The 18,872-nt window shown below is 71.7% G+C and carries 16 protein-coding genes; 10 read left to right on the top strand and 6 right to left on the bottom strand.

The annotated features are described in order from the left end of the window. Nucleotides 1-30: 30 nt before the first annotated feature. A complete protein-coding gene (locus tag ACFYW8_RS25380; RefSeq protein WP_389080301.1) occupies nucleotides 31-1,059 on the top strand; it encodes an oxidoreductase in 1,029 nt (342 codons plus the stop codon). A gap of 289 nt (nucleotides 1,060-1,348) precedes the next feature. After that, nucleotides 1,349-2,989 carry an ABC-F family ATP-binding cassette domain-containing protein gene (locus tag ACFYW8_RS25375; protein WP_389080299.1) on the top strand — a complete coding sequence of 547 codons (1,641 nt, stop codon included), beginning with the start codon at nucleotides 1,349-1,351 and terminating at the stop codon, nucleotides 2,987-2,989. Nucleotides 2,990-3,188: 199 nt separating this feature from the next. Here the strand turns inward: ACFYW8_RS25375 and ACFYW8_RS25370 are convergent, their stop codons facing one another. Further along, nucleotides 3,189-5,579 (bottom strand): Tex family protein, encoded by a 2,391-nt coding sequence (locus tag ACFYW8_RS25370; protein ID WP_365869692.1) that lies wholly within the window; start codon nucleotides 5,577-5,579, stop codon nucleotides 3,189-3,191. 173 nt (nucleotides 5,580-5,752) lie between these two features. After that, nucleotides 5,753-6,619 carry a hypothetical protein gene (locus ACFYW8_RS25365; RefSeq protein WP_389080294.1) on the bottom strand — a complete coding sequence of 289 codons (867 nt, stop codon included), beginning with the start codon at nucleotides 6,617-6,619 and terminating at the stop codon, nucleotides 5,753-5,755. Between the two features lie 112 nt (nucleotides 6,620-6,731). On the opposite strand from ACFYW8_RS25365, the gene ACFYW8_RS25360 reads away from it, so the two are divergent. Together ACFYW8_RS25360 and ACFYW8_RS25355 are read left to right on the top strand one after the other, a co-directional pair. Beyond that, nucleotides 6,732-7,685, top strand: coding sequence for a GlxA family transcriptional regulator (locus tag ACFYW8_RS25360; RefSeq protein ID WP_389080292.1), 954 nt, complete (start codon nucleotides 6,732-6,734; stop codon nucleotides 7,683-7,685). Between the two features lie 340 nt (nucleotides 7,686-8,025). Then, nucleotides 8,026-8,661, top strand: coding sequence for a DJ-1/PfpI family protein (locus ACFYW8_RS25355; protein WP_389080290.1), 636 nt, complete (start codon nucleotides 8,026-8,028; stop codon nucleotides 8,659-8,661). 45 nt (nucleotides 8,662-8,706) lie between these two features. Here the strand turns inward: ACFYW8_RS25355 and ACFYW8_RS25350 are convergent, their stop codons facing one another. Continuing rightward, nucleotides 8,707-9,450 (bottom strand): enoyl-CoA hydratase/isomerase family protein, encoded by a 744-nt coding sequence (locus ACFYW8_RS25350; protein ID WP_389080287.1) that lies wholly within the window; start codon nucleotides 9,448-9,450, stop codon nucleotides 8,707-8,709. A gap of 316 nt (nucleotides 9,451-9,766) precedes the next feature. On the opposite strand from ACFYW8_RS25350, the gene ACFYW8_RS25345 reads away from it, so the two are divergent. Further along, nucleotides 9,767-10,267 (top strand): ATP-binding protein, encoded by a 501-nt coding sequence (locus tag ACFYW8_RS25345; protein WP_389080675.1) that lies wholly within the window; start codon nucleotides 9,767-9,769, stop codon nucleotides 10,265-10,267. 8 nt (nucleotides 10,268-10,275) lie between these two features. Here the strand turns inward: ACFYW8_RS25345 and idi are convergent, their stop codons facing one another. The 3 genes from idi to galE form a co-directional block, all read right to left on the bottom strand. Next, nucleotides 10,276-10,869, bottom strand: coding sequence for an isopentenyl-diphosphate Delta-isomerase (gene idi / locus ACFYW8_RS25340; protein ID WP_365869697.1), 594 nt, complete (start codon nucleotides 10,867-10,869; stop codon nucleotides 10,276-10,278). Nucleotides 10,870-11,191: 322 nt separating this feature from the next. Further along, nucleotides 11,192-12,130, bottom strand: a complete 939-nt coding sequence (locus tag ACFYW8_RS25335; protein ID WP_389080283.1) for a cation diffusion facilitator family transporter — start codon at nucleotides 12,128-12,130, stop codon at nucleotides 11,192-11,194. 135 nt (nucleotides 12,131-12,265) lie between these two features. Continuing rightward, entirely contained in the window at nucleotides 12,266-13,246 is a 981-nt protein-coding gene (galE, locus tag ACFYW8_RS25330; protein WP_389080280.1) for a UDP-glucose 4-epimerase GalE, read from the bottom strand. A gap of 319 nt (nucleotides 13,247-13,565) precedes the next feature. Between galE and ACFYW8_RS25325 the strand changes: the two genes are divergently transcribed. The 5 genes from ACFYW8_RS25325 to ACFYW8_RS25305 are packed head-to-tail and all read left to right on the top strand — an operon-like array spanning nucleotide 13,566 to nucleotide 18,798. Continuing rightward, nucleotides 13,566-15,362 (top strand): DUF5941 domain-containing protein, encoded by a 1,797-nt coding sequence (locus ACFYW8_RS25325; RefSeq protein WP_389080672.1) that lies wholly within the window; start codon nucleotides 13,566-13,568, stop codon nucleotides 15,360-15,362. Then, nucleotides 15,359-16,111 (top strand): phosphocholine cytidylyltransferase family protein, encoded by a 753-nt coding sequence (locus ACFYW8_RS25320; RefSeq protein WP_365869700.1) that lies wholly within the window; start codon nucleotides 15,359-15,361, stop codon nucleotides 16,109-16,111. The genes ACFYW8_RS25325 and ACFYW8_RS25320 overlap by 4 nt, the downstream gene beginning before the upstream one ends. Then, nucleotides 16,099-17,160, top strand: coding sequence for an iron-containing alcohol dehydrogenase family protein (locus tag ACFYW8_RS25315; RefSeq protein ID WP_365869701.1), 1,062 nt, complete (start codon nucleotides 16,099-16,101; stop codon nucleotides 17,158-17,160). Before ACFYW8_RS25320 ends, ACFYW8_RS25315 begins: the two co-directional genes overlap by 13 nt. Then, complete coding sequence (locus ACFYW8_RS25310) at nucleotides 17,138-17,917, top strand: CDP-alcohol phosphatidyltransferase family protein (protein WP_328552280.1); 780 nt, start codon at nucleotides 17,138-17,140, stop codon at nucleotides 17,915-17,917. Before ACFYW8_RS25315 ends, ACFYW8_RS25310 begins: the two co-directional genes overlap by 23 nt. An 8-nt stretch (nucleotides 17,918-17,925) precedes the next feature. Continuing rightward, nucleotides 17,926-18,798 (top strand): glycosyltransferase, encoded by an 873-nt coding sequence (locus tag ACFYW8_RS25305; protein ID WP_365869953.1) that lies wholly within the window; start codon nucleotides 17,926-17,928, stop codon nucleotides 18,796-18,798. The last annotated feature ends 74 nt before the right edge of the window (nucleotides 18,799-18,872 follow it).

The following is an 18,872-nucleotide window of genomic DNA, read 5'->3' as shown; positions in this document are numbered from 1 at the left end:
CATCACTCTCCGTCCGGGGATACTCACAGCATGTCTGCCGAGTACGCCACGTTCGGCCTGGCACCGGCGATGCGTGCCGGTGGAGTCCTCGCCGACGGTGACCGCCAAGTGAACCGGGACTTCCTCGACTTCATCGTCGACGGACGCCCGTTGCTGTTCCAGCTCTCCGACCTCGACGCGGTGTCCCCGCTCGCCTCCGACGTACCGCCCGCGATCTTCACCGCGCAGGTGCGCGGCCTTCTCCTGGAGGCCGACGCCCCGCTCGAAGGGGGCCGATACGTCATCTACGGCTGCCCCGAGTGCGAGAGCGTCGAGTGCGGTGCCGTCACCGCGCTGATCGAGAGGGACGGCGGTGACTACGTCTGGCGGGACTTCGCCTGGCAGACCGGTGAACGGGCCGACCTGGAACGCAACGGCTACCACGGCATCGGGCCCTTCCGCTTCCACGGCCCCGAGTACCGCGGCGCGCTGAACTCCCTGCTCGACGGCGACGCCGGAGTCCGCCGCCGCGTCCTGCTGATCGGCGCCCGGGGCGCCGTCCTCGCGAAGCCGGCCGCCGCCCTGCGCGCCGTCGGTATCGGCGCCGTCGTCGCCCGCGACGCCGCGCAGGTCGCGGGGGTCGCGGCGGGCGAACTGCGCGCCTACGGCGCGGTGGTGTTCGGCCGGGCCGTCCCCGAGGTGGAACGGGCCGCCGTAAGGGAGTCGTTCCGCGGCGCGGGCGCCGACGTCGCCCATGTCGAGGGCCTCGCCCCGATCGTTCCGCTGCTGGTCGCCCAGATCGAGCACGCCCTGGACCGCAGCCCCCGGGAGCTGCGCCGGCTCACCCGCCTGGTCGCCGCCGACGGCGAGGCCGAAGTCGAGATCACCTCCCCCTGCCGGGTCCGGCTGACCGCCTACCGCCTGGACCGCCTCTCGCGCACCCACGCGCACCACGTGTTCGACGGAATCCTGGAACCCGGCCACCACCGTATCCCGCTGGAGCCCAGGGCGGTGAAGGGAGAGTCGTTCATCGTGGCCCGGACGTCCGGGAGCGTGCTGGTGGCGGCGATGCCGCACTGAGGGGCTGAGCGGCTGAGCGGCGGTCCAGGGTGACCGGCGGGCCTCGTGCTCCGACGGGCCGCGCGCTTGGTGGCGTGGGGATCGGCGGGCTCGCCGGTCCGGCAGGCCGCAGGTCCGGTGGCCGGGGGATCGGCGGGCTCGCCGCTCCGGGGAGCCGCGGACCCACCGCTCGAAGGAGCCCGCGGACCCGGCGGTCGGGGGAGCCGCGGACTTCGCGGGCGAGGCCCCGGCGGAGCCCGGAGGCCGACGGCGCGGCGCGTCCCGGCGGGCCGTTAAAATCGGCTTCCTGATGACTGCCACTCTCGTCGCCAAGAACCTCACCGCCGGACACGGCGACCGCGCGCTCTTCGCCGGACTCGACCTCGTCGTCGCGCCCGGCGACGTGATCGGACTGGTCGGCGCCAACGGCGCGGGCAAGTCCACACTGCTGCGGCTGCTCGCCGGCCTCCTCACCCCTGAAGAGGGCGAGCTGCGGCTCTCGCCGCCGTCCGCGACCGTCGGGCACCTGCCCCAGGAGCCGGAGCGCCGGGAGGGCGAGACCGTACGGGACTTCCTCGCGCGCCGTACCGGTGTCGACGAGGCCCAGCGGATCATGGACGAGGCGACGCAGGCCCTCGTCGACGGAGCGCCGGGCGCGGACGACGCGTACGCGAACAGCCTGGAGCGCTGGCTCGACCTCGGCGGCGCCGACCTCGACGAACGCGCCGAGGAGGTCGCCGACTCCCTGGGGCTCGGTGTAGGTCTCGACCAGCTGATGACGTCCCTGTCCGGCGGCCAGGCGGCCCGCGCCGGACTCGCCTCCCTGCTGCTGTCCCGCTATGACGTCTTCCTCCTCGACGAGCCGACCAACGACCTCGACCTGGACGGTCTGGAGCGCCTGGAGCGTTTCGTCTCGGGCCTGCGCGCCGGGACCGTCGTCGTCAGCCACGACCGCGAGTTCCTGACCCGCACCGTCACCAAGGTCCTCGAACTCGACCTCGTGCAGCAGCAGATCACGCTGTACGGCGGCGGTTACGAGGCCTATCTCGAAGAGCGCGACACGGCCCGTCGGCATGCCCGCGACGACTTCGAGGAGTACGCCGACAAGCGCTCGGCCCTCGAAAGCCGGGCCCAGATGCAGCGGGGCTGGATGGACAAGGGCGTCAAGAACGCGCGGCGCAAGGCGAACAACGACAACGACAAGATCGGCCGCAAGTTCCGCAGCGAGGCCAGCGAGAAGCAGGCCTCGAAGGCCCGGCAGACGCAGCGCATGATCGAGCGGCTGGACGTGGTCGAGGAGCCGCGCAAGGAGTGGGAGCTGCGCATGGAGATCGCGGCGGCCCCGCGATCGGGCGCGGTCGTCGCCACTCTGCGGGACGCGGAGGTGCTGCGCGGCGACTTCGAATTCGGTCCGGCGACCCTCCAGATCGACTGGGCGGACCGGGTGGCCGTCACCGGCGCGAACGGCGCCGGCAAGTCGACCCTGCTGGGCGCGCTGCTCGGCCGGGTCCCGCTGTCCGCCGGCCACGCCACGCTCGGTTCCGGCGTGATCGTCGGCGAGGTCGACCAGGCGCGCAAGCTCTTCCATGGCTCCGAGGCACTGCTGGAGGCGTTCTGCGCGGCCGTCCCGGACACGGAACCCGCCGAAGTCCGCACCCTGCTGGCCAAGTTCGGCCTGAAGGCGGACCACGTCCTGCGTCCGGCGGCCACCCTCTCCCCGGGAGAACGCACCCGCTCCGCGCTGGCTCTGCTCCAGGGCCGAGGCGTCAACCTGCTGGTCCTGGACGAGCCGACCAACCACCTCGACCTCCCGGCCATCGAGCAGCTGGAGTCGGCCCTGGACTCCTACGAGGGCACGCTCCTGCTGGTCACCCACGACCGCCGCATGCTGGACGCGGTCCGCACGACCCGCCGCCTGGAAGTGGCGGACGGCAAGGTGACAGAGCGCTGAGACGAACCGCGAAGGGGCGGCTGCCGCTGTGGCAGTCGCCCCTTTCGCGTGCTTCGGGCGAGCAGGCGCAGCCGCGGCGGTCTCGCTGAGGGAAAGGGCACCTCCACCAGCTCTCACGGAGAGCAGCCGCTCCCGTCTGCCTTCACAGCAGGCAGCCGCTCCCCTCGGCCATCGCCGAGGGGAGCGGCTGCCTGCTGTGTCAGCCCCGGCCCCGCTTGGGGTCGGTCAGGCCCGCGCGACGCAGGGCGTCCGCCATGGCGCTGTTCGCCGGGGGCGGAGCCTGACGGGAGCCGGTACCGCCGCCACCGCCCCCCGCACCGCCGCCGCGGCCCTGCCGCTGCTGGCCACGCTGCTGAGGCGGCCGCCCGCCCCGCTGGGGACGACCGCCGCCCTCCGCCTCCGGGGCCGCCGCCTCGTCGTCCAGCCGGAGTGTCAGCGAGATCCGCTTGCGCGGGATGTCGATGTCCAGGACCTTCACCTTGACGATGTCCCCGGACTTCACGACGTCCCGCGGGTCCTTGACGAAGGTCTTGGACATCGCGGAGACGTGCACGAGCCCGTCCTGGTGGACACCGATGTCCACGAAGGCGCCGAACGCGGCCACGTTCGTGACGACCCCCTCCAGGACCATCCCGGACACCACGTCCGAGATCTTCTCGACGCCGTCCTTGAAGGTGGCCGTCTTGAAGGCGGGCCGCGGGTCGCGCCCCGGCTTCTCCAGCTCCCGCAGGATGTCCGAGACGGTCGGCAGACCGAAGGTCTCGTCGACGAAGTCGGCCGGCTTCAGGGAGCGCAGCACACTCGTGTTGCCGATCAGCGACGCGACCTCGCTGCCCGCCGTCTTCACCATCCGCCGCACCACGGGGTACGCCTCGGGGTGCACGCTGGACGCGTCCAGCGGGTCGCTGCCTCCCCGGATCCGCAGGAAGCCCGCGCACTGCTCGTACGCCTTGGGGCCCAGCCGGGCCACCCCCTTGAGAGCCGTACGGGAGGTGAAGGGGCCGTTGGCGTCGCGGTGCGCCACGATGTTCTCCGCGAGGCCGGAGGTGATGCCGGAGACCCGGGCCAGCAGCGGGGCGGAGGCGGTGTTCACGTCCACGCCCACGCCGTTCACACAGTCCTCGACCACCGCGTCCAGCGAACGGGACAGCTTCACCTCGGACAGGTCGTGCTGGTACTGCCCGACACCGATCGACTTCGGGTCGATCTTCACCAGCTCGGCCAGCGGGTCCTGGAGCCGGCGCGCGATGGAGACCGCGCCGCGCAGCGACACGTCCATGTCCGGCAGCTCCTGGGAGGCGAACGCGGACGCCGAGTACACCGACGCCCCCGCCTCCGACACCATCACCTTGGTGAGGTTCAGCTCCGGGTGCTTGGTGATGAGCTCACCGGCGAGCTTGTCGGTCTCGCGCGAGGCCGTGCCGTTGCCGATCGCGATCAGGTCCACCGCGTGCTCCTTGGAGAGCCGGGCGAGCTTGGCGATGGCCTCGTCCCACTTGTTCGCCGGGACATGCGGGTAGATCACGTCCGTGGCGACGACCTTGCCGGTCGCGTCGACGACGGCGACCTTCACGCCCGTACGGAAACCGGGGTCCAGGCCCAGCGTCGCGCGGGTGCCCGCCGGGGCCGCCAGCAGCAGGTCCCGCAGGTTCGTCGCGAAGACGTTCACCGCCTCGTCCTCGGCGGCGGTGCGCAGTCTCAGGCGCATGTCGATGCCGAGGTGCACGAGAATGCGGGTGCGCCAGGCCCAGCGGGCGGTGTCCGTCAGCCACTTGTCGCCGGGACGGCCGCGGTCCGCGATCCCGAAGCGGTGGGCGACGATCCCCTCGTACGACGAAGGTCCCTCGGTGGGCTCCTCCGGCTCCAGGACGAGATCGAGGACGTCCTCCTTCTCGCCGCGCAGCATGGCGAGGATCCGGTGCGAGGGCAGCGCCTTGAAGGGCTCGGCGAAGTCGAAGTAGTCGGCGAACTTGGCGCCCGCCTCCTCCTTGCCCTCGCGCACCTTGGCGGCCAGCCGTCCACGCACCCACATGCGCTCGCGCAGCTCGCCGATGAGGTCGGCGTCCTCGGAGAACCGCTCGGTGAGGATCGACCGGGCGCCGTCCAGGGCGGCCTGCGGGTCGGCGACGCCCTTGTCGGCGTCGACGAAGGCCGCCGCCGCGGCGAGCGGGTCGACCGACGGGTCGCCGAGCAGGCCCTCGGCCAGTGGCTCAAGACCCGCCTCGCGCGCGATCTGCGCCTTGGTGCGCCGCTTCGGCTTGAACGGCAGATAGATGTCCTCAAGACGCGCCTTCGTCTCGGCGGCCCTGATCTGCGCCTCGAGCTCCGCGCTGAGCTTGCCCTGCTCGCGCACCGAGTCGAGGATCGCGGCCCGCCGGTCCTCCAGCTCCCGCAGATAGCGCAGCCGCTCCTCGAGGGTGCGCAGCTGCGCATCGTCGAGCATCTCGGTCGCTTCCTTGCGGTAGCGGGCGATGAAGGGCACCGTCGAACCGCCGTCGAGCAAGTCGACGGCGGCCTTGACCTGCCGCTCCCGTACGCCGAGCTCCTCGGCGATCCTGCCTTCGATGGACCCTACGAGGGGTGTCGTCACGATCCCGTACCGCCTTCTCCACTGAGGTTGCGCGGCAATTGTGGCAGGTGACACCGACAACGGGGGCTCAGGGCGGCACTCGACCGGGTCGCGTGCCGCGTGCCGGGACCGTTTCACGCTCCCGGCACGCGCGGCCGGAAGCGCTCCGGGCGGCCGGGAGCGGTTCGGCCCGCTCAGTCCTTGCCGATCATTCCCTCCGGGAACGCGCCGGCGGCGAACGCGGTCATCAGCAGCCCCTTCGCGATCTCGGTGAGGCGCTCCACCCCGGCGGTGCCCAGGTGCTCGTAGGGGGCGCGGTCGAGGCGGTCCGTCCGGGCCTCGATGTCCTGGCGCAGGGCCGTACCGGCCGGCGTCAGCTCGCCCTCCGCGTCGAGCAGCCCGCGCTCCCGCAGCCGCCCGGACGCGGCCTCCCAGTCCTGCCGGGACCAGCCGCGCGTGCCCAGCACCCACCGGGGGGCCATGCCCTTGCCGGTCGCGGTGTGGCTCACCAGGGCCTCCACCGGGTCGAGCTCCGCGTCGAGCAGCGCCGCGAGGTGACCGTCGCCGCGGTGCTCGCGCAGCAGGGTGGCCGCGTGCCAGAGCGCGAGGTGCGGCGCCTCGGGGACGGGGAGGTCCGCGTGCGCGGCGTACAGCGGGCGGGCGGTCGTGCCGCAGGCCTCGGTGGCCCGCAGGGCGAGTTCCGCGGCCTCGGCCACCTCCTCGGAGGCGATGAGTTCCTCGCCCAGCAACCGCCTGAGGGTCGCGTCCACCGCACGCAGGCGTGCCGCCAGTACCGTCTCCGGAGAGGCAGTCCGCCAGACCGCGGGCACATGTTCGGCCACCAGTTCGTGCCGGAAGTTGAAGAACGTGGCCGTCACCGTGCCCGCGCCGACCGCGCCCATCGCGGCGGCCCGCACCGCGAAGTACGCGCTCCGGTCGTTCTCGATGCCGACCGCGGCCAGCTCACGGCCCAGATCGGGCGAGAAGTAGTGCGTCGAGTGCAGCGGGTTGAGGACGTTGTGGCAGCGCCGCCCGGCGCGCTCCGGCAGAGAGGGAGTCATACCTCGCACATTACCGACTGGTTGGTATGTCGTGAACGGCGCAACCCGCGATGGCAGGAATGGTGGGGTCCACGTCATTGCGGCCATGAGTGCGCCGGTCGAGAATCGAGACATGCGAACGGTCCTGATCATCCTCTTCGACGGCGTGCAGAGCCTCGACGTCACCGGCCCCCTGGAGGTGTTCGCGGGCGCCGAGACCTGCCGCGGCGGTTCGTACCGCATCCGCACGGCCTCCCTGGACGGCGCCCCGGTGCGCTCCTCCAGCGGCCTCGTCCTGGTCCCGGACGGGACGCTCGCCGACACGCCGGACCCGCACACCCTGCTGGTTCCCGGCGGCCGTGGCACCCGGCGCCCGGATCCCCTCCTGGCCGGCTGGCTGCGCGCCCACGGTCCGCGCGCCGAGCGTCTGGTGTCGGTGTGCACCGGCGCCGCGCTGCTCGCGGCGGCGGGCCTGCTCGACGGCCGTCGCGCGACCACGCACTGGGCCTACTGCGACCAGCTCGCCCACGACCACCCGGCGGTCACGGTCGATCCCGACCCCATCTACGTCCGCGACGGCAACGTATCCACCTCGGCCGGCGTCACCTCCGGCATCGACCTGGCCCTCGCCCTCGTGGAGGAGGACCTGGGCCGCGACGCCGCCCTCACCGTCGCCCGTCACCTCGTCGTCTTCCTCCGGCGCCCGGGCAACCAGGCCCAGTTCAGCGCCCAGCTCGCCGCCCAGACCGCGCGGCGCGAACCGCTGCGCGAGGTCCAGCACTGGATCTCGGAGCATCCGGGCGACGACCTGAGCGTCGATTCGCTCGCGGCCCGCGCCAGTCTCTCGCCCCGCCATTTCGCCCGTGCCTTCCAGGCCGAGACGGGTACGACGCCCGGCCGGTACGTCGAGCGGGTCCGTCTCGAACACGCCCGCCGTCTCCTGGAGGACACCGGCGACGGCATCGAGGAGATCTCGCGCGCCAGTGGCTACGGAACACCCGAGGCCATGCGCCGCGCCTTCGTGAAGATCCTCGGCTCGGCGCCCGTCGAGTACCGGCGCCGCTTCAGGCCCGCCCTCACGGGCTGACAGTCCACTCCACCCGTCGCGCCCCGCGCGGTGTGGCCTCCGTCCACCGTCCCGCGCGGTCCGACACCGCGTCGCCCGCGCTCGTCATCCGGCGAGCCGGTTCACTCTCACGGGCGGCCCCAGGAGGCCGACCCCGCGCGTCCCCCTGCCCCGGCGGCCGACTCCCACCGACGAGCACCCTCCGCCGCGACCCGCCCGGACGGGGCCACCGTCCGCCGAGGCTTCCGTGGAGGGCGCCTCGCCCTCGGTGACACCCGTACGCGGGCACCCCGCCCGCCGTCACTCCCGACCCCCACTCGCCCGGGGGCCCGCACCGCGCCCCCGCGCCGAAAGGAACCCGATGCAGATCGCCATCGTCCTCTACGACCGCTTCACCGCCCTGGACGCCGTCGGCCCGTACGAGACGCTCGGCCGCCTGCCGGACGCGGACACCGTCTTCGTCGCCGAGCGCACCGGACCCGTCCGTTCCGACACCGGCCGGCTCGCGCTGACCGCGGACAAGAGTCTCGCGGAGGTGCCGCACCCGGACATCGTGGTGGTACCGGGAGGGCCGGGCCAGAGCGCCCAGATGGACAACCGGGTCCTCCTCGACTGGCTGCGGGCCGCGGACGCCACCAGCGTCTGGACGACCTCGGTGTGCACCGGCTCCCTGCTGCTCGCCGCCGCGGGGCTACTGGACGGCCGCCGGGCCACCTCCCACTGGCTGGCCCTCGACCAACTGGAGCGGTTCGGCGCCGAGTCGACGGGGGAACGGGTCGTGTTCGACGGCAAGTACGTGACCGCGGCCGGAGTCTCCTCCGGCATCGACATGGGGCTCACCCTGCTCGGCCGGATCGCCGGGGACGAACACGCCCAGGCCGTCCAGCTGCTGACCGAGTACGACCCGCAGCCGCCCTACGGCGCGGGGTCCCCGGACAAGGCGCCCGCGCACCTCGTCGAGGAGTTCCGGAGCAAGAGCCGTTTTCTCCTCACGTAGCCGAGGCGGCCGCCCGTCTCACTCTCCCTGAACGGCCGACGGACCTCACGGGGTCCACGTGAAGCGCGGCTGTCTGCGCTCCAGGAAGGCGGCGACCCCCTCCGCGGTGTCGCCGCCGGCGCGCGCCTGGTCCGTCCAGTAGTCGTCACGGTCGGTGCGCCCGTTCGCGAACTCCTTCGCCGCCGCCTGTGTCAGCAGGGAGCGCGCGGCGAGGACCCGGGTGAACTCCGAGACCCGCTTGTCGAGTTGGCCCTCGGGCAGCACCTCGTCCACCAGGCCGGTGCGCAGCGCGCGCTCGGTGTCGATCAACTCGCCCGAGAAGAGCAGGTACTTGGCGGTGGACGGGCCGACCAGTGCCGCCAGTCTGCGTGTGGAGGAGGCCGGATAGACGATTTCGAGTTTTGCCGGGGTCACCCCGAAGAGTGACCCCTCCTGTGCGAACCGCAGATCGCAGGCGGCCGCGAGCTGGGACCCGCCGCCCACGCAGTAGCCGCGAATCGCGGCCAGCGTCGGCTTCGGGAACGCGGCGAGGGCCTCCTCGGCGAGCACCGCGAGGCCCTGAGTCTCGTCCGGGGACTCCCGCAGTGTCGAGATGTCGGCCCCGGCGCAGAACGTGTCACCCTCGCCGGTGAGCACCAGCGCGCGCACATCGGCGCGACCACCCAACTCGTCCAGCAGAGGCGGCAGCGCCCGCCACATCCGCGTCGTCATGGCGTTCCGCTTGGCGGGGTGACTGATGACGACGGTGGCGACCCCGTCGCCGACGTGGTGCGACAGCTGCGGTTCCATACGCCGGATGCTATCCGCACCCGCCGGCCCGCCGGCCGGATCGTGATCATGATCTCGGGCCGTCTCGGGCCGTCTCACGGGCGACGGAGCCGCGGGGGAACGATCGGGTCAGTCGAGGGGCAAACCCGTACAACCCGAATAGTTTCGGAAGGCGGCACAGGAAGGGCGAAAGTTGTCGTAGAACGGACTAAGTCGTGCTGCGATGATCATAAATCGTCGATAATTGCTGACTTCTGTTCAGTCAACCGGTACGGACCAGCGCATTACCAACACTCGACGTGTGGTGACAATCGAGCGCAAGGGTGGCGACCGGACGATGGAGAACCTCGGGCGGGGGTCCGACCCGAGCCCCGAAGGCGCAGCCGCGACTCCCGGCGTCAGATCGACCGTACCGCTGCCGTACGAAGGGGTGTGGCGGTTCACCGCCGCCGCCGTCGACGCCTCGGTGCCGCAGGCGCGGCACGCAGTCCGCGATCTGCTGGTCCGCCAGGGGGTGCCGGTCTCGGACGATGTCGTTCATGGACTGCTGTTGATCGTCTCCGAACTGGTCACGAACGCCGTCAAGCACGCGGCACTTCTGTCGCCGATGCTCGCGGTGGAGGTCGCGGTCGGCGCCGACTGGGTCCGGGTGTCCGTCGAGGACAGCCACCCCTACCGTCCGACGGCGCTGGAGGCCGACCATGGGCAGACCGGGGGCCGGGGCCTGCTGCTGGTGCGTGAGGTGACCAGGGAGTTCGGCGGAGGGTGCGATGTCGAGCACACCGCGGACGGCGGCAAGGTGATCTGGGCGGCCCTGCCGCTCGCTCCGGGCGTCTAGCGGACCGGCTACCAGCCCGCGGACGGGCCCGTCAGTTCCCGGATCGCCGGACGGGCCGCGTCCAGCACCGTCATGAACCACGCCGAGAAGGGGTCCTTCGCGTGCCGCTCCGCCAGCTCGGCGGCGGTCACGAAGGCCGTCGAGCCGACCTCCTCCGCATCGGGCCGCAGCGCCGACTGCACCATCCCGACGAACAGGTGGTTGTACTCCTGCTCCACCAGGCCCGAGTCCGGGTCCGGGTGGTTGTAGCGGACCGTGCCCGCCTCGGCGAGCAGCGTCGGCGACACCCCGAGCTCCTCGTACGTCCGCCGGGCCGCCGCGGCGAAGGGCCCCTCGCCCGGGTAGGGGTGGCCGCAGCAGGTGTTCGACCAGACGCCGGGGGAGTGGTACTTGCCGAGGGCGCGCTGCTGCAACAGCAGCCGGCCCTGCTCGTCGAAGAGGAACACCGAGAACGCTCTGTGCAGTTGCCCCGGGGCCTGATGGGCCGCGAGCTTCTCCGCCGTACCGATCGTGTTGCCGTCCTCGTCGACCAGCTCCAGCAAGATCGCTTCAACGGTGCCGTTCGACGAACTGTGCGTCGCGGTGGCAGGTGTGATCGGCATACCCATCCTTCGCATCGGTCTTCGAGCCCCAAGTCTGCCGTACGAAACCGGCACTCCCGGCACTTCGCGGTTCCCGCATGTCACGCCCCGGTGAGCCCCGGGCGGGAAGTGAGGCCGGCGCGGGTCGGACGCCGGGAGCGGCCGGACACCTGATCGTGCCCGGTGTCACCGGCACGGAATCGTCGAGGGAGGGGGCCGACAGGTGTTCGGACGGCAGGTCGAAACGGCATCGGACGGCCGCCCGTGCCACGAGGTCGCCCGAACAGGCACCTACGCCCGCGCGACCGCCGGGACGGCACCGGCGTCGCCGCCGCCGGGAGGGTCAGTGGCAGAGTCTCGCCTCGTGTTCCGCGTGTCCGCTCGGCTCCAGCTGGAACGTGCAGTGCTCGACGTCGAAGTGGACGCCGAGGCAGCCCTGGAGTTCGTGGAGCACCTTCTCGTGGCCGATGGCGTTCAGGACGTCGGAGCTGACGACCACGTGCGCGGAGAGGACCGGCATGCCGGACGTGATGGTCCAGGCGTGCAGGTCGTGGATGTCCTCGACACCGTCGAGGGCCAGGATGTGAGCGCGCACGTCCGCCATGTCGACGCCCTTGGGCGCCGCCTCCAGGAGCACGTCGAGCGTCTCCTGGAGCAGCTTCCAGGTGCGCGGGACGATCATCAGCGCGATGGCGATCGAGGCGATCGGGTCCGCCGCCTGCCAGCCGGTGGTCATGATCACCACCGCGGCGACGATGACCGCCGCCGAGCCCAGCGCGTCAGCCGCGACCTCCAGGAACGCGCCGCGCACGTTCAGGCTGTCCTTCTGGCCGCGCATCAGCAGCGTCAGCGAGATCGTGTTGGCGACCAGACCGATCACACCGAACACGATGGTCAGTCCGCCGTTGGTGTCCACGGGCGTGATGAAGCGCTGGATCGCCTCGACAAACACGTAGCCGCCGACGACGAGCAGCAGCAGACAGTTGGCGAGCGCGGCGAGGATCTCGGCCCGCGCGTAGCCGAAGGTGCGCTTCTCGCTCGGCGGGCGCGCCGCGAAGTGGATCGCGAGCAGGGCCATGCCGAGCCCCAGCGCGTCCGTCGCCATGTGCGCCGCGTCCGCGACGAGCGCGAGCGAGTCGGCGAGCACACCGCCGAAGATCTCGACGACCATGACGGTGAGCGTGATCGCCAGCGCGACCCGCAGCCGCCCGCGGTACGCGGCTGTCGCCGTACCGGCCGGGGGAGTGCCGTGCGCGTGCCCGTGGTCGTGCCCAGCCCCCATGAAAGCCGCCTCCCGTTTTCCGCTCGGTCGTCACAGTCAACTACGGGCCGGGGGTATCGGGCAACGCGGCACTGAACACCGTTGTCATATGCTCTGACCTGCGGAAACGATCCGCAGGTCAGAGCGCCGCCAAGATCATGCGACCGTCGTACCCGGGTGGTGCAGCAGCCAGCCCCGCCATGCCGACTCCACCATCTCGCGCACCTCGCGCCGCGCGCCCCAGCCCAGGTGCTCGGCGGCCAGGGCGGCAGAGGCGACGGCGCGCGGGGCGTCGCCGGGGCGCCGCGGCTCGACGACCGGCTCCCTGGTGCTCCCGGTCGCCTCGGCGATGAGCGCCAGGAGCTCCCGCACGGAGACCCCCTCGCCGCGGCCGATGTTCACCGTCAGGTCACCGCTCGCGCCGTCCGTCAGCCGCCTGGCCGCCGCGAGGTGCGCCTCGGCGAGGTCGGCGACATGGATGTAGTCGCGTACGCAGGTACCGTCCGGCGTCGGATAGTCGTCACCGAAGATCCGCGGGGCCTCGCCGCGGGTGAGACGGTCGAACACCATCGGGATGATGTTGAAGACTCCGGTGTCGGCGAGCTCCGGCGAGGCCGCGCCCGCCACGTTGAAGTAGCGCAGGCACACGGTGGCGATTCCGTGCGCCCGGCCCGTCGCCCGCACCAGCCACTCGCCGGCGAGCTTCGTCTCGCCGTAGGGGCTCATCGGGGCGCAGGGGGCGCCCTCCGTGATGAGGTCCACATCGGGGTTGCCGTACACGGCCGCGGACGAGGAGAACACGAAGCGTTTGACGCCGGCCCCCGCCACCGCCTCCAGAAGGGTCGCGAGGCCGCCCACGTTGTCCTGGTAGTAGCGCGTCGGCTGGGCCACGGACTCGCCGACCTGCTTGAGCGCGGCGAGATGCACCACGCCCGTCACCGCGTGCTCCGCCAGGACCCGCTTGAGCAGATCGCCGTCCAGCGACGACCCCTGGACGAGGGGAATGCTCTCCGGAAGCCGGTTCGGTACCCCGGACGACAGGTCGTCGAGGGCGACGACCCGCTCCCCGGCCTCCGCCATCGCCCGCGCCACGTGTGCCCCGATGTACCCGGCTCCGCCTGTGATCAGCCATGTCATGGACGACCACCCTATGCGGGTCCGGAGCCGTGTCCGCCGTGCCCCTTTCCGGTGGTGTGCCGGGTGCCGTATTCCGTGCCGGGAATGCGCTGGTCTGCGAACGCGCGTTTGTGGCCCGGCCCGGGAATCCCCGATGATGACCGCGGCCCCCGCAGGACAAAATCGGTTGATCGGGCCGTGAACGGGCGGTGAACGCCGCCTTCCGTTCATCCGATAGCCTCTGCCGACATGCCGCCGGGGCCGCCGCCGCGGACCGGGGGCCATCCCATCACGCACACGCCGGACGCCAGGTCGCGCCGGCATTCAGGGAGTGAGTTCGCTGCCGACCGCCATCCTCACCGGCCAGCCGGTCCCCGGATCGTCGCTCGAAGGCGATCTGCGGTCGCTCGGCTTCGATGTGCGCCTCGCCTCCGACGCGGGCGAGACCGAGACCCTGCTCGCCGCCGTGCCGGCGAACGAGCGGGTCGCCGTCGTGGACGCCCGCTTCGTCGGGCATCCGCACGCCCTGCGCCTCGGTCTCACCGACCCGCGCTTCCCGGCCTCGGTCATTCCCGGCGCCGTATCCGTGCAGCCCGAGGCCCGGCGGGCGCTGACCCGCGCCGTGACCCGGGAGAGCGTGGCCGCGGGCAACGCGGCCGTCGCCACCGAGAACCTCGCCGAGCGCCTCGGCGAGGCGCTCGACGCGGACGACCTCGCCGTGCACCACCCGGAGCTCGGCACCCTCGTCGCCGCCGTCCCCGCCGATCCGCAGGAACGCAACGAGGTCCGGCAGGCCGTCCTGGCCGTCGACGACGAGGCCGTACGGCTGCGCAGCGCCGTCAAGGCCCGCGACGGCTTCTTCACCACGTACTGCATCAGTCCGTACTCGCGCTACATCGCCCGTTGGTGCGCCCGCCGGGGTCTGACCCCGAACCAGGTCACCACCGCCTCGCTGATCACCGCGCTGATCGCCGCGGGCTGCGCCGCCACCGGCACCCGCGCCGGCTACGTCGCGGCCGGTCTGCTGCTCCTGTTCTCGTTCGTCCTGGACTGCACGGACGGACAGCTCGCCCGCTACTCCCTCCAGTACTCGACGCTCGGCGCCTGGCTGGACGCGACCTTCGACCGCGCCAAGGAGTACGCCTACTACGCGGGCCTCGCGCTCGGCGCGGCGCGCGGTGGCGACGACGTCTGGGCGCTCGCGCTCGGCGCGATGATCCTGCAGACCTGCCGGCACGTCGTGGACTTCTCCTTCAACGAGGCGAACCACGACGCCACGGCCAACACCAGTCCCACCGCGGCCCTCTCGGACAAGCTCGACAGCGTCGGCTGGACGGTCTGGGTGCGCCGGATGATAGTCCTGCCCATCGGCGAACGATGGGCGATGATCGCCGTTCTGACGGCGCTGACGACCCCCCGCATCACCTTCTACGCGCTGCTCGTCGGCTGCGCCTTCGCGGCCACGTACACCACGGCGGGCCGGGTGCTGCGCTCGCTGACCCGCAAGGCGAACCGCACGGACCGCGCCGCCCAGGCGCTCGTGGACCTCACCGACTCCGGCATGCTCGCCGAGTACCTGACCCGCTTCGCGGGCCGCCTCCCGCGGATCGGCCCGGCCCTGGTCGCCTTCGCCGCCGGGGCGGTCGTTGTGACCTCCGCCGCACTCGCGCCCTACGGCAGCTGGTGGCCCGTCCTCGGCGCCGTCGTGTACGTCCTGCTGTCGCCGGCCGCCCTGCTCAGGCCCCTCAAGGGCGCCCTGGACTGGCTGGTCCCGCCGTTCTTCCGCGCGGCCGAATACCTCACCGTTCTCGCACTGGCGGTCAACGCCGACGTGAACGGAGCACTGCCGGCGGCTTTCGGCCTGGTGGCCGCCGTCGCCTACCATCACTACGACACGGTGTACCGCATTCGCGGAAACGCCGGAGCCCCCCCGCACTGGCTGGTGCGGGCGATCGGTGGGCACGAAGGCAGGACGCTGCTGGTCACCGTCCTGGCCGCGCTGCTCGCCGCCACACAGTTCAAGGTCGCGCTCACGGTGCTCGCCGTGGCCGTGGCGCTGCTGGTGCTCGTCGAGAGCATCCGCTTCTGGGTGTCCTCCGGGGCACCCGCCGTACACGATGAAGGAGAACCCGCATGATCGGCCTCGTGCTGGCTGCCGGCGCCGGACGGCGTCTGCGTCCCTACACTGACAGCCTCCCCAAGGCGCTTGTGCCGGTTGGCCCCGAGGGCGCGGAGGACTCCATCACGGTCCTGGACCTGACCCTCGGCAACTTCGCCGAGATCGGTCTGACCGAGGTCGGCATCATCGTCGGCTACAAGAAGGAAGCCGTCTACGACCGCAAGGCGGCCCTTGAGGAGAAGTACGGCCTCAAGATCACCCTCATCGACAACGACAAGGCCGAGGAGTGGAACAACGCCTACTCCCTGTGGTGCGGACGTGACGCCCTCAAGGACGGCGTGATCCTCGCCAACGGCGACACCGTGCACCCCGTCTCGGTCGAGCGGACGCTGCTCGCGGCCCGTGGTGAAGGCAAGAAGATCATCCTCGCGCTCGACACGGTGAAGAAGCTCGCCGACGAGGAGATGAAGGTCGTCGTGGACCCCGAGAAGGGCGTCCAGAAGATCACCAAGCTCATGGAGCCGTCCGAGGCCACCGGCGAGTACATCGGTGTGACCCTCATCGAGGGCGCCGCCGCCGACGAGCTGGCCGACGCCCTGAAGACGGTGTGGGAGACCGACCCGCAGCAGTTCTACGAGCACGGCTACCAGGAGCTCGTCAACCGCGGCTTCAAGATCGACGTCGCGCCGATCGGCGACGTCAAGTGGGTCGAGATCGACAACCACGACGACCTCGCCAAGGGACGTGAGATCGCGTGCCAGTACTGACGAGGCTCATCCCCTCGCCGGTCGTCGTCGACATTCGTCCGGGTGCCCTGGACGACCTCGCGAGCGTGCTCAGCGACGAGCGCATCTCGCACTCGGGCAAGCTGGCCATAGCGGTCAGCAACGGTTCGGGCGCGAGGCTGCGCGAGCGGCTCGCCCCGGTGCTGCCGGGCGCCACCTGGTACGAGGTCGGCGGCGGCACGCTCGACGACGCGATCCGGCTGGCCGGCGACATGAAGTCCGGGCACTACGACGCCGTCGTGGGCCTGGGCGGCGGCAAGATCATCGACTGCGCGAAGTTCGCCGCGGCGCGGATCGGGCTGCCCCTGGTCGCGGTGCCCACGAACCTCGCGCACGACGGTCTGTGCTCGCCGGTCGCCACCCTCGACAACGACGCGGGCCGCGGCTCGTACGGTGTGCCGAACCCGATCGCCGTGCTCATCGACCTCGACGTGATCCGTGAGGCGCCGGTCCGGTTCGTCCGGGCGGGCATCGGAGACGCGATCTCCAACATCAACGCGATCGCCGACTGGGAGCTGGCCAACCGGGTCAACGGAGAGAAGATCGACGGGCTGGCCGCCGCCATGGCGCGCCAGGCGGGTGAGGCCGTCCTGCGGCACCCCGGGGGTGTCGGCGACAACGGCTTCCTCCAGGTTCTCGCGGAGGCGCTCGTCCTCACCGGCGTCGCGATGTCGATCTCGGGCGACTCCAGGCCGGCCTCCGGCTCCTGCCACGAGATCAACCACGCCTTCGACCTCCTCTTCCCCCAGCGCGCGGCCAGCCACGGCGAGCAGTGCGGCCTGGGCGCGGCCTTCGCGATGTATCTGCGCGGGGCGCACGAAGAGGCGGCGTTCATGGCCGAGGTGCTGCACCGGCACGGACTGCCGGTACTGCCCGAGGAGATCGGCTTCACCGTGGACGAGTTCGTGCAGGTCGTGGAGTTCGCTCCGCAGACCCGGCCCGGCCGCTACACGATCCTCGAACATCTCGACCTGAAAACCCACCAGATCAAGGACATCTACTCCGACTATGCCAAGGCCATCGGTAGCTGAACTCCGCCCCGTCGTTCATCCCCCAGGGGTGAAGGACCGGCGCAGCGGTGAGCACTGGGCGGGACGCCTGTACATGCGAGAGATCTCGCTGCGCTGCGACCGCTACCTGGTGAACACCAGGATCACGCCCAACCAGCTCACGTACCTGATGACCCTGTGCGGCGTGCTCGCGGCCCCGGCCCTGCTGGTGCCGGGGATCGCGGGCGCCGTGCTCGGCGTGGTGATGGTCCAGCTGTACCTGCTGCTCGACTGCGTCGACGGCGAGATCGCGCGCTGGAAGAAGCAGTACTCCCTCGGTGGGGTCTATCTCGACCGTGTCGGCGCCTATCTGACCGACGCGGCCGTCCTCGTCGGCCTCGGTCTGCGCGCCGCCGACCTGTGGGGCAGCGGCCGCGTCGACTGGCTGTGGGCCTTCCTCGGCACGCTGGCCGCGCTCGGCGCGATCCTGGTCAAGGCCGAGACGGATCTGGTCGGGGTCGCCCGCCATCAGAGCGGGCTGCCACCCGTCAAGGAGTCGGCGTCCGAGCCCCGCTCCTCGGGCGTGGCGCTGGCCCGCCGGGCCGCCGCGGCACTCAAGTTCCACCGGCTGATCCTCGGTATCGAGGCGTCCCTGCTGATCCTGGTCCTCGCGGTCGCGGACCAGATCAGGGGCGACCTGTTCTACACCCGGCTCGGCACCGCGGTGCTCGCCGGCATCGCGCTGGTGCAGACCGTGCTGCACCTGGTGTCCATCCTCGCTTCGAGCAGGCTCAAGTGAGTACGGCCATGAAGGTCGGCGCGGTGATCATCACCATGGGCAACCGCCCCGACGAACTGAGGGCCCTTCTCGACTCCGTCGCCAAGCAGGACGGCGACCGTGTCGAGGTGGTCGTGGTCGGCAACGGCTCACCCGTCCCGGAGGTCCCCGCGGGCGTCCGCACGGTCGAACTGCCCGAGAACCTCGGCATCCCCGGCGGACGCAACGTCGGCATCGAGGCCTTCGGCCCCGGCGGCACCGACGTCGACGTCCTCCTCTTCCTGGACGACGACGGCCTGCTGGCCCGCCACGACACGGCCGAGCTGTGCCGCCGGGCCTTCGCCGACGACCCGGAACTCGGCATCATCAGCTTCCGTATCGCGGACCCCGAGACCGGCGAGACCCAGCGCCGCCATGTCCCGAGGCTGCGTGCCGCCGACCCGATGCGCTCCTCGCGCGTCACGACGTTCCTCGGCGGCGCCAACGCCGTCCGTACGAAGGTCCTCGCCGAGGTCGGCGGGCTCCCGGACGCGTTCTTCTACGCGCACGAGGAGACCGACCTGGCGTGGCGGGCCCTGGACGCCGGCTGGATGATCGACTACCGGTCCGACATGGTGCTGTACCACCCGACGACCGCCCCCTCGCGCCACGCGGTCTACCACCGCATGGTGGCCCGCAACCGGGTCTGGCTCGCGCGCCGCAACCTTCCGGCGCCGCTCGTCCCGGTCTACCTCGGCGTCTGGATGCTCCTGACGCTGCTGCGCCGCCCCTCGCGGGCCGCTCTGCGGGCCTGGTTCGGCGGATTCGGGGAAGGCTGGACGAGTCCGTGCGGACCTCGCCGTCCCATGAGGTGGCGCACGGTGTGGCGGCTGACTCGACTGGGCCGACCCCCGGTCATCTGACAAGCTCGATCCTGAGAGCACCCGGACCCCACCGGTCCCCGGTTCATGCCCACGCCCGACCCGGCGGTGTGCAT

The sequence above is a fragment of the Streptomyces sp. NPDC002742 genome (assembly GCF_042888885.1).
GTDB lineage: Bacteria > Actinomycetota > Actinomycetes > Streptomycetales > Streptomycetaceae > Streptomyces.
This window is presented reverse-complemented; position numbering and strand designations above follow the sequence as displayed.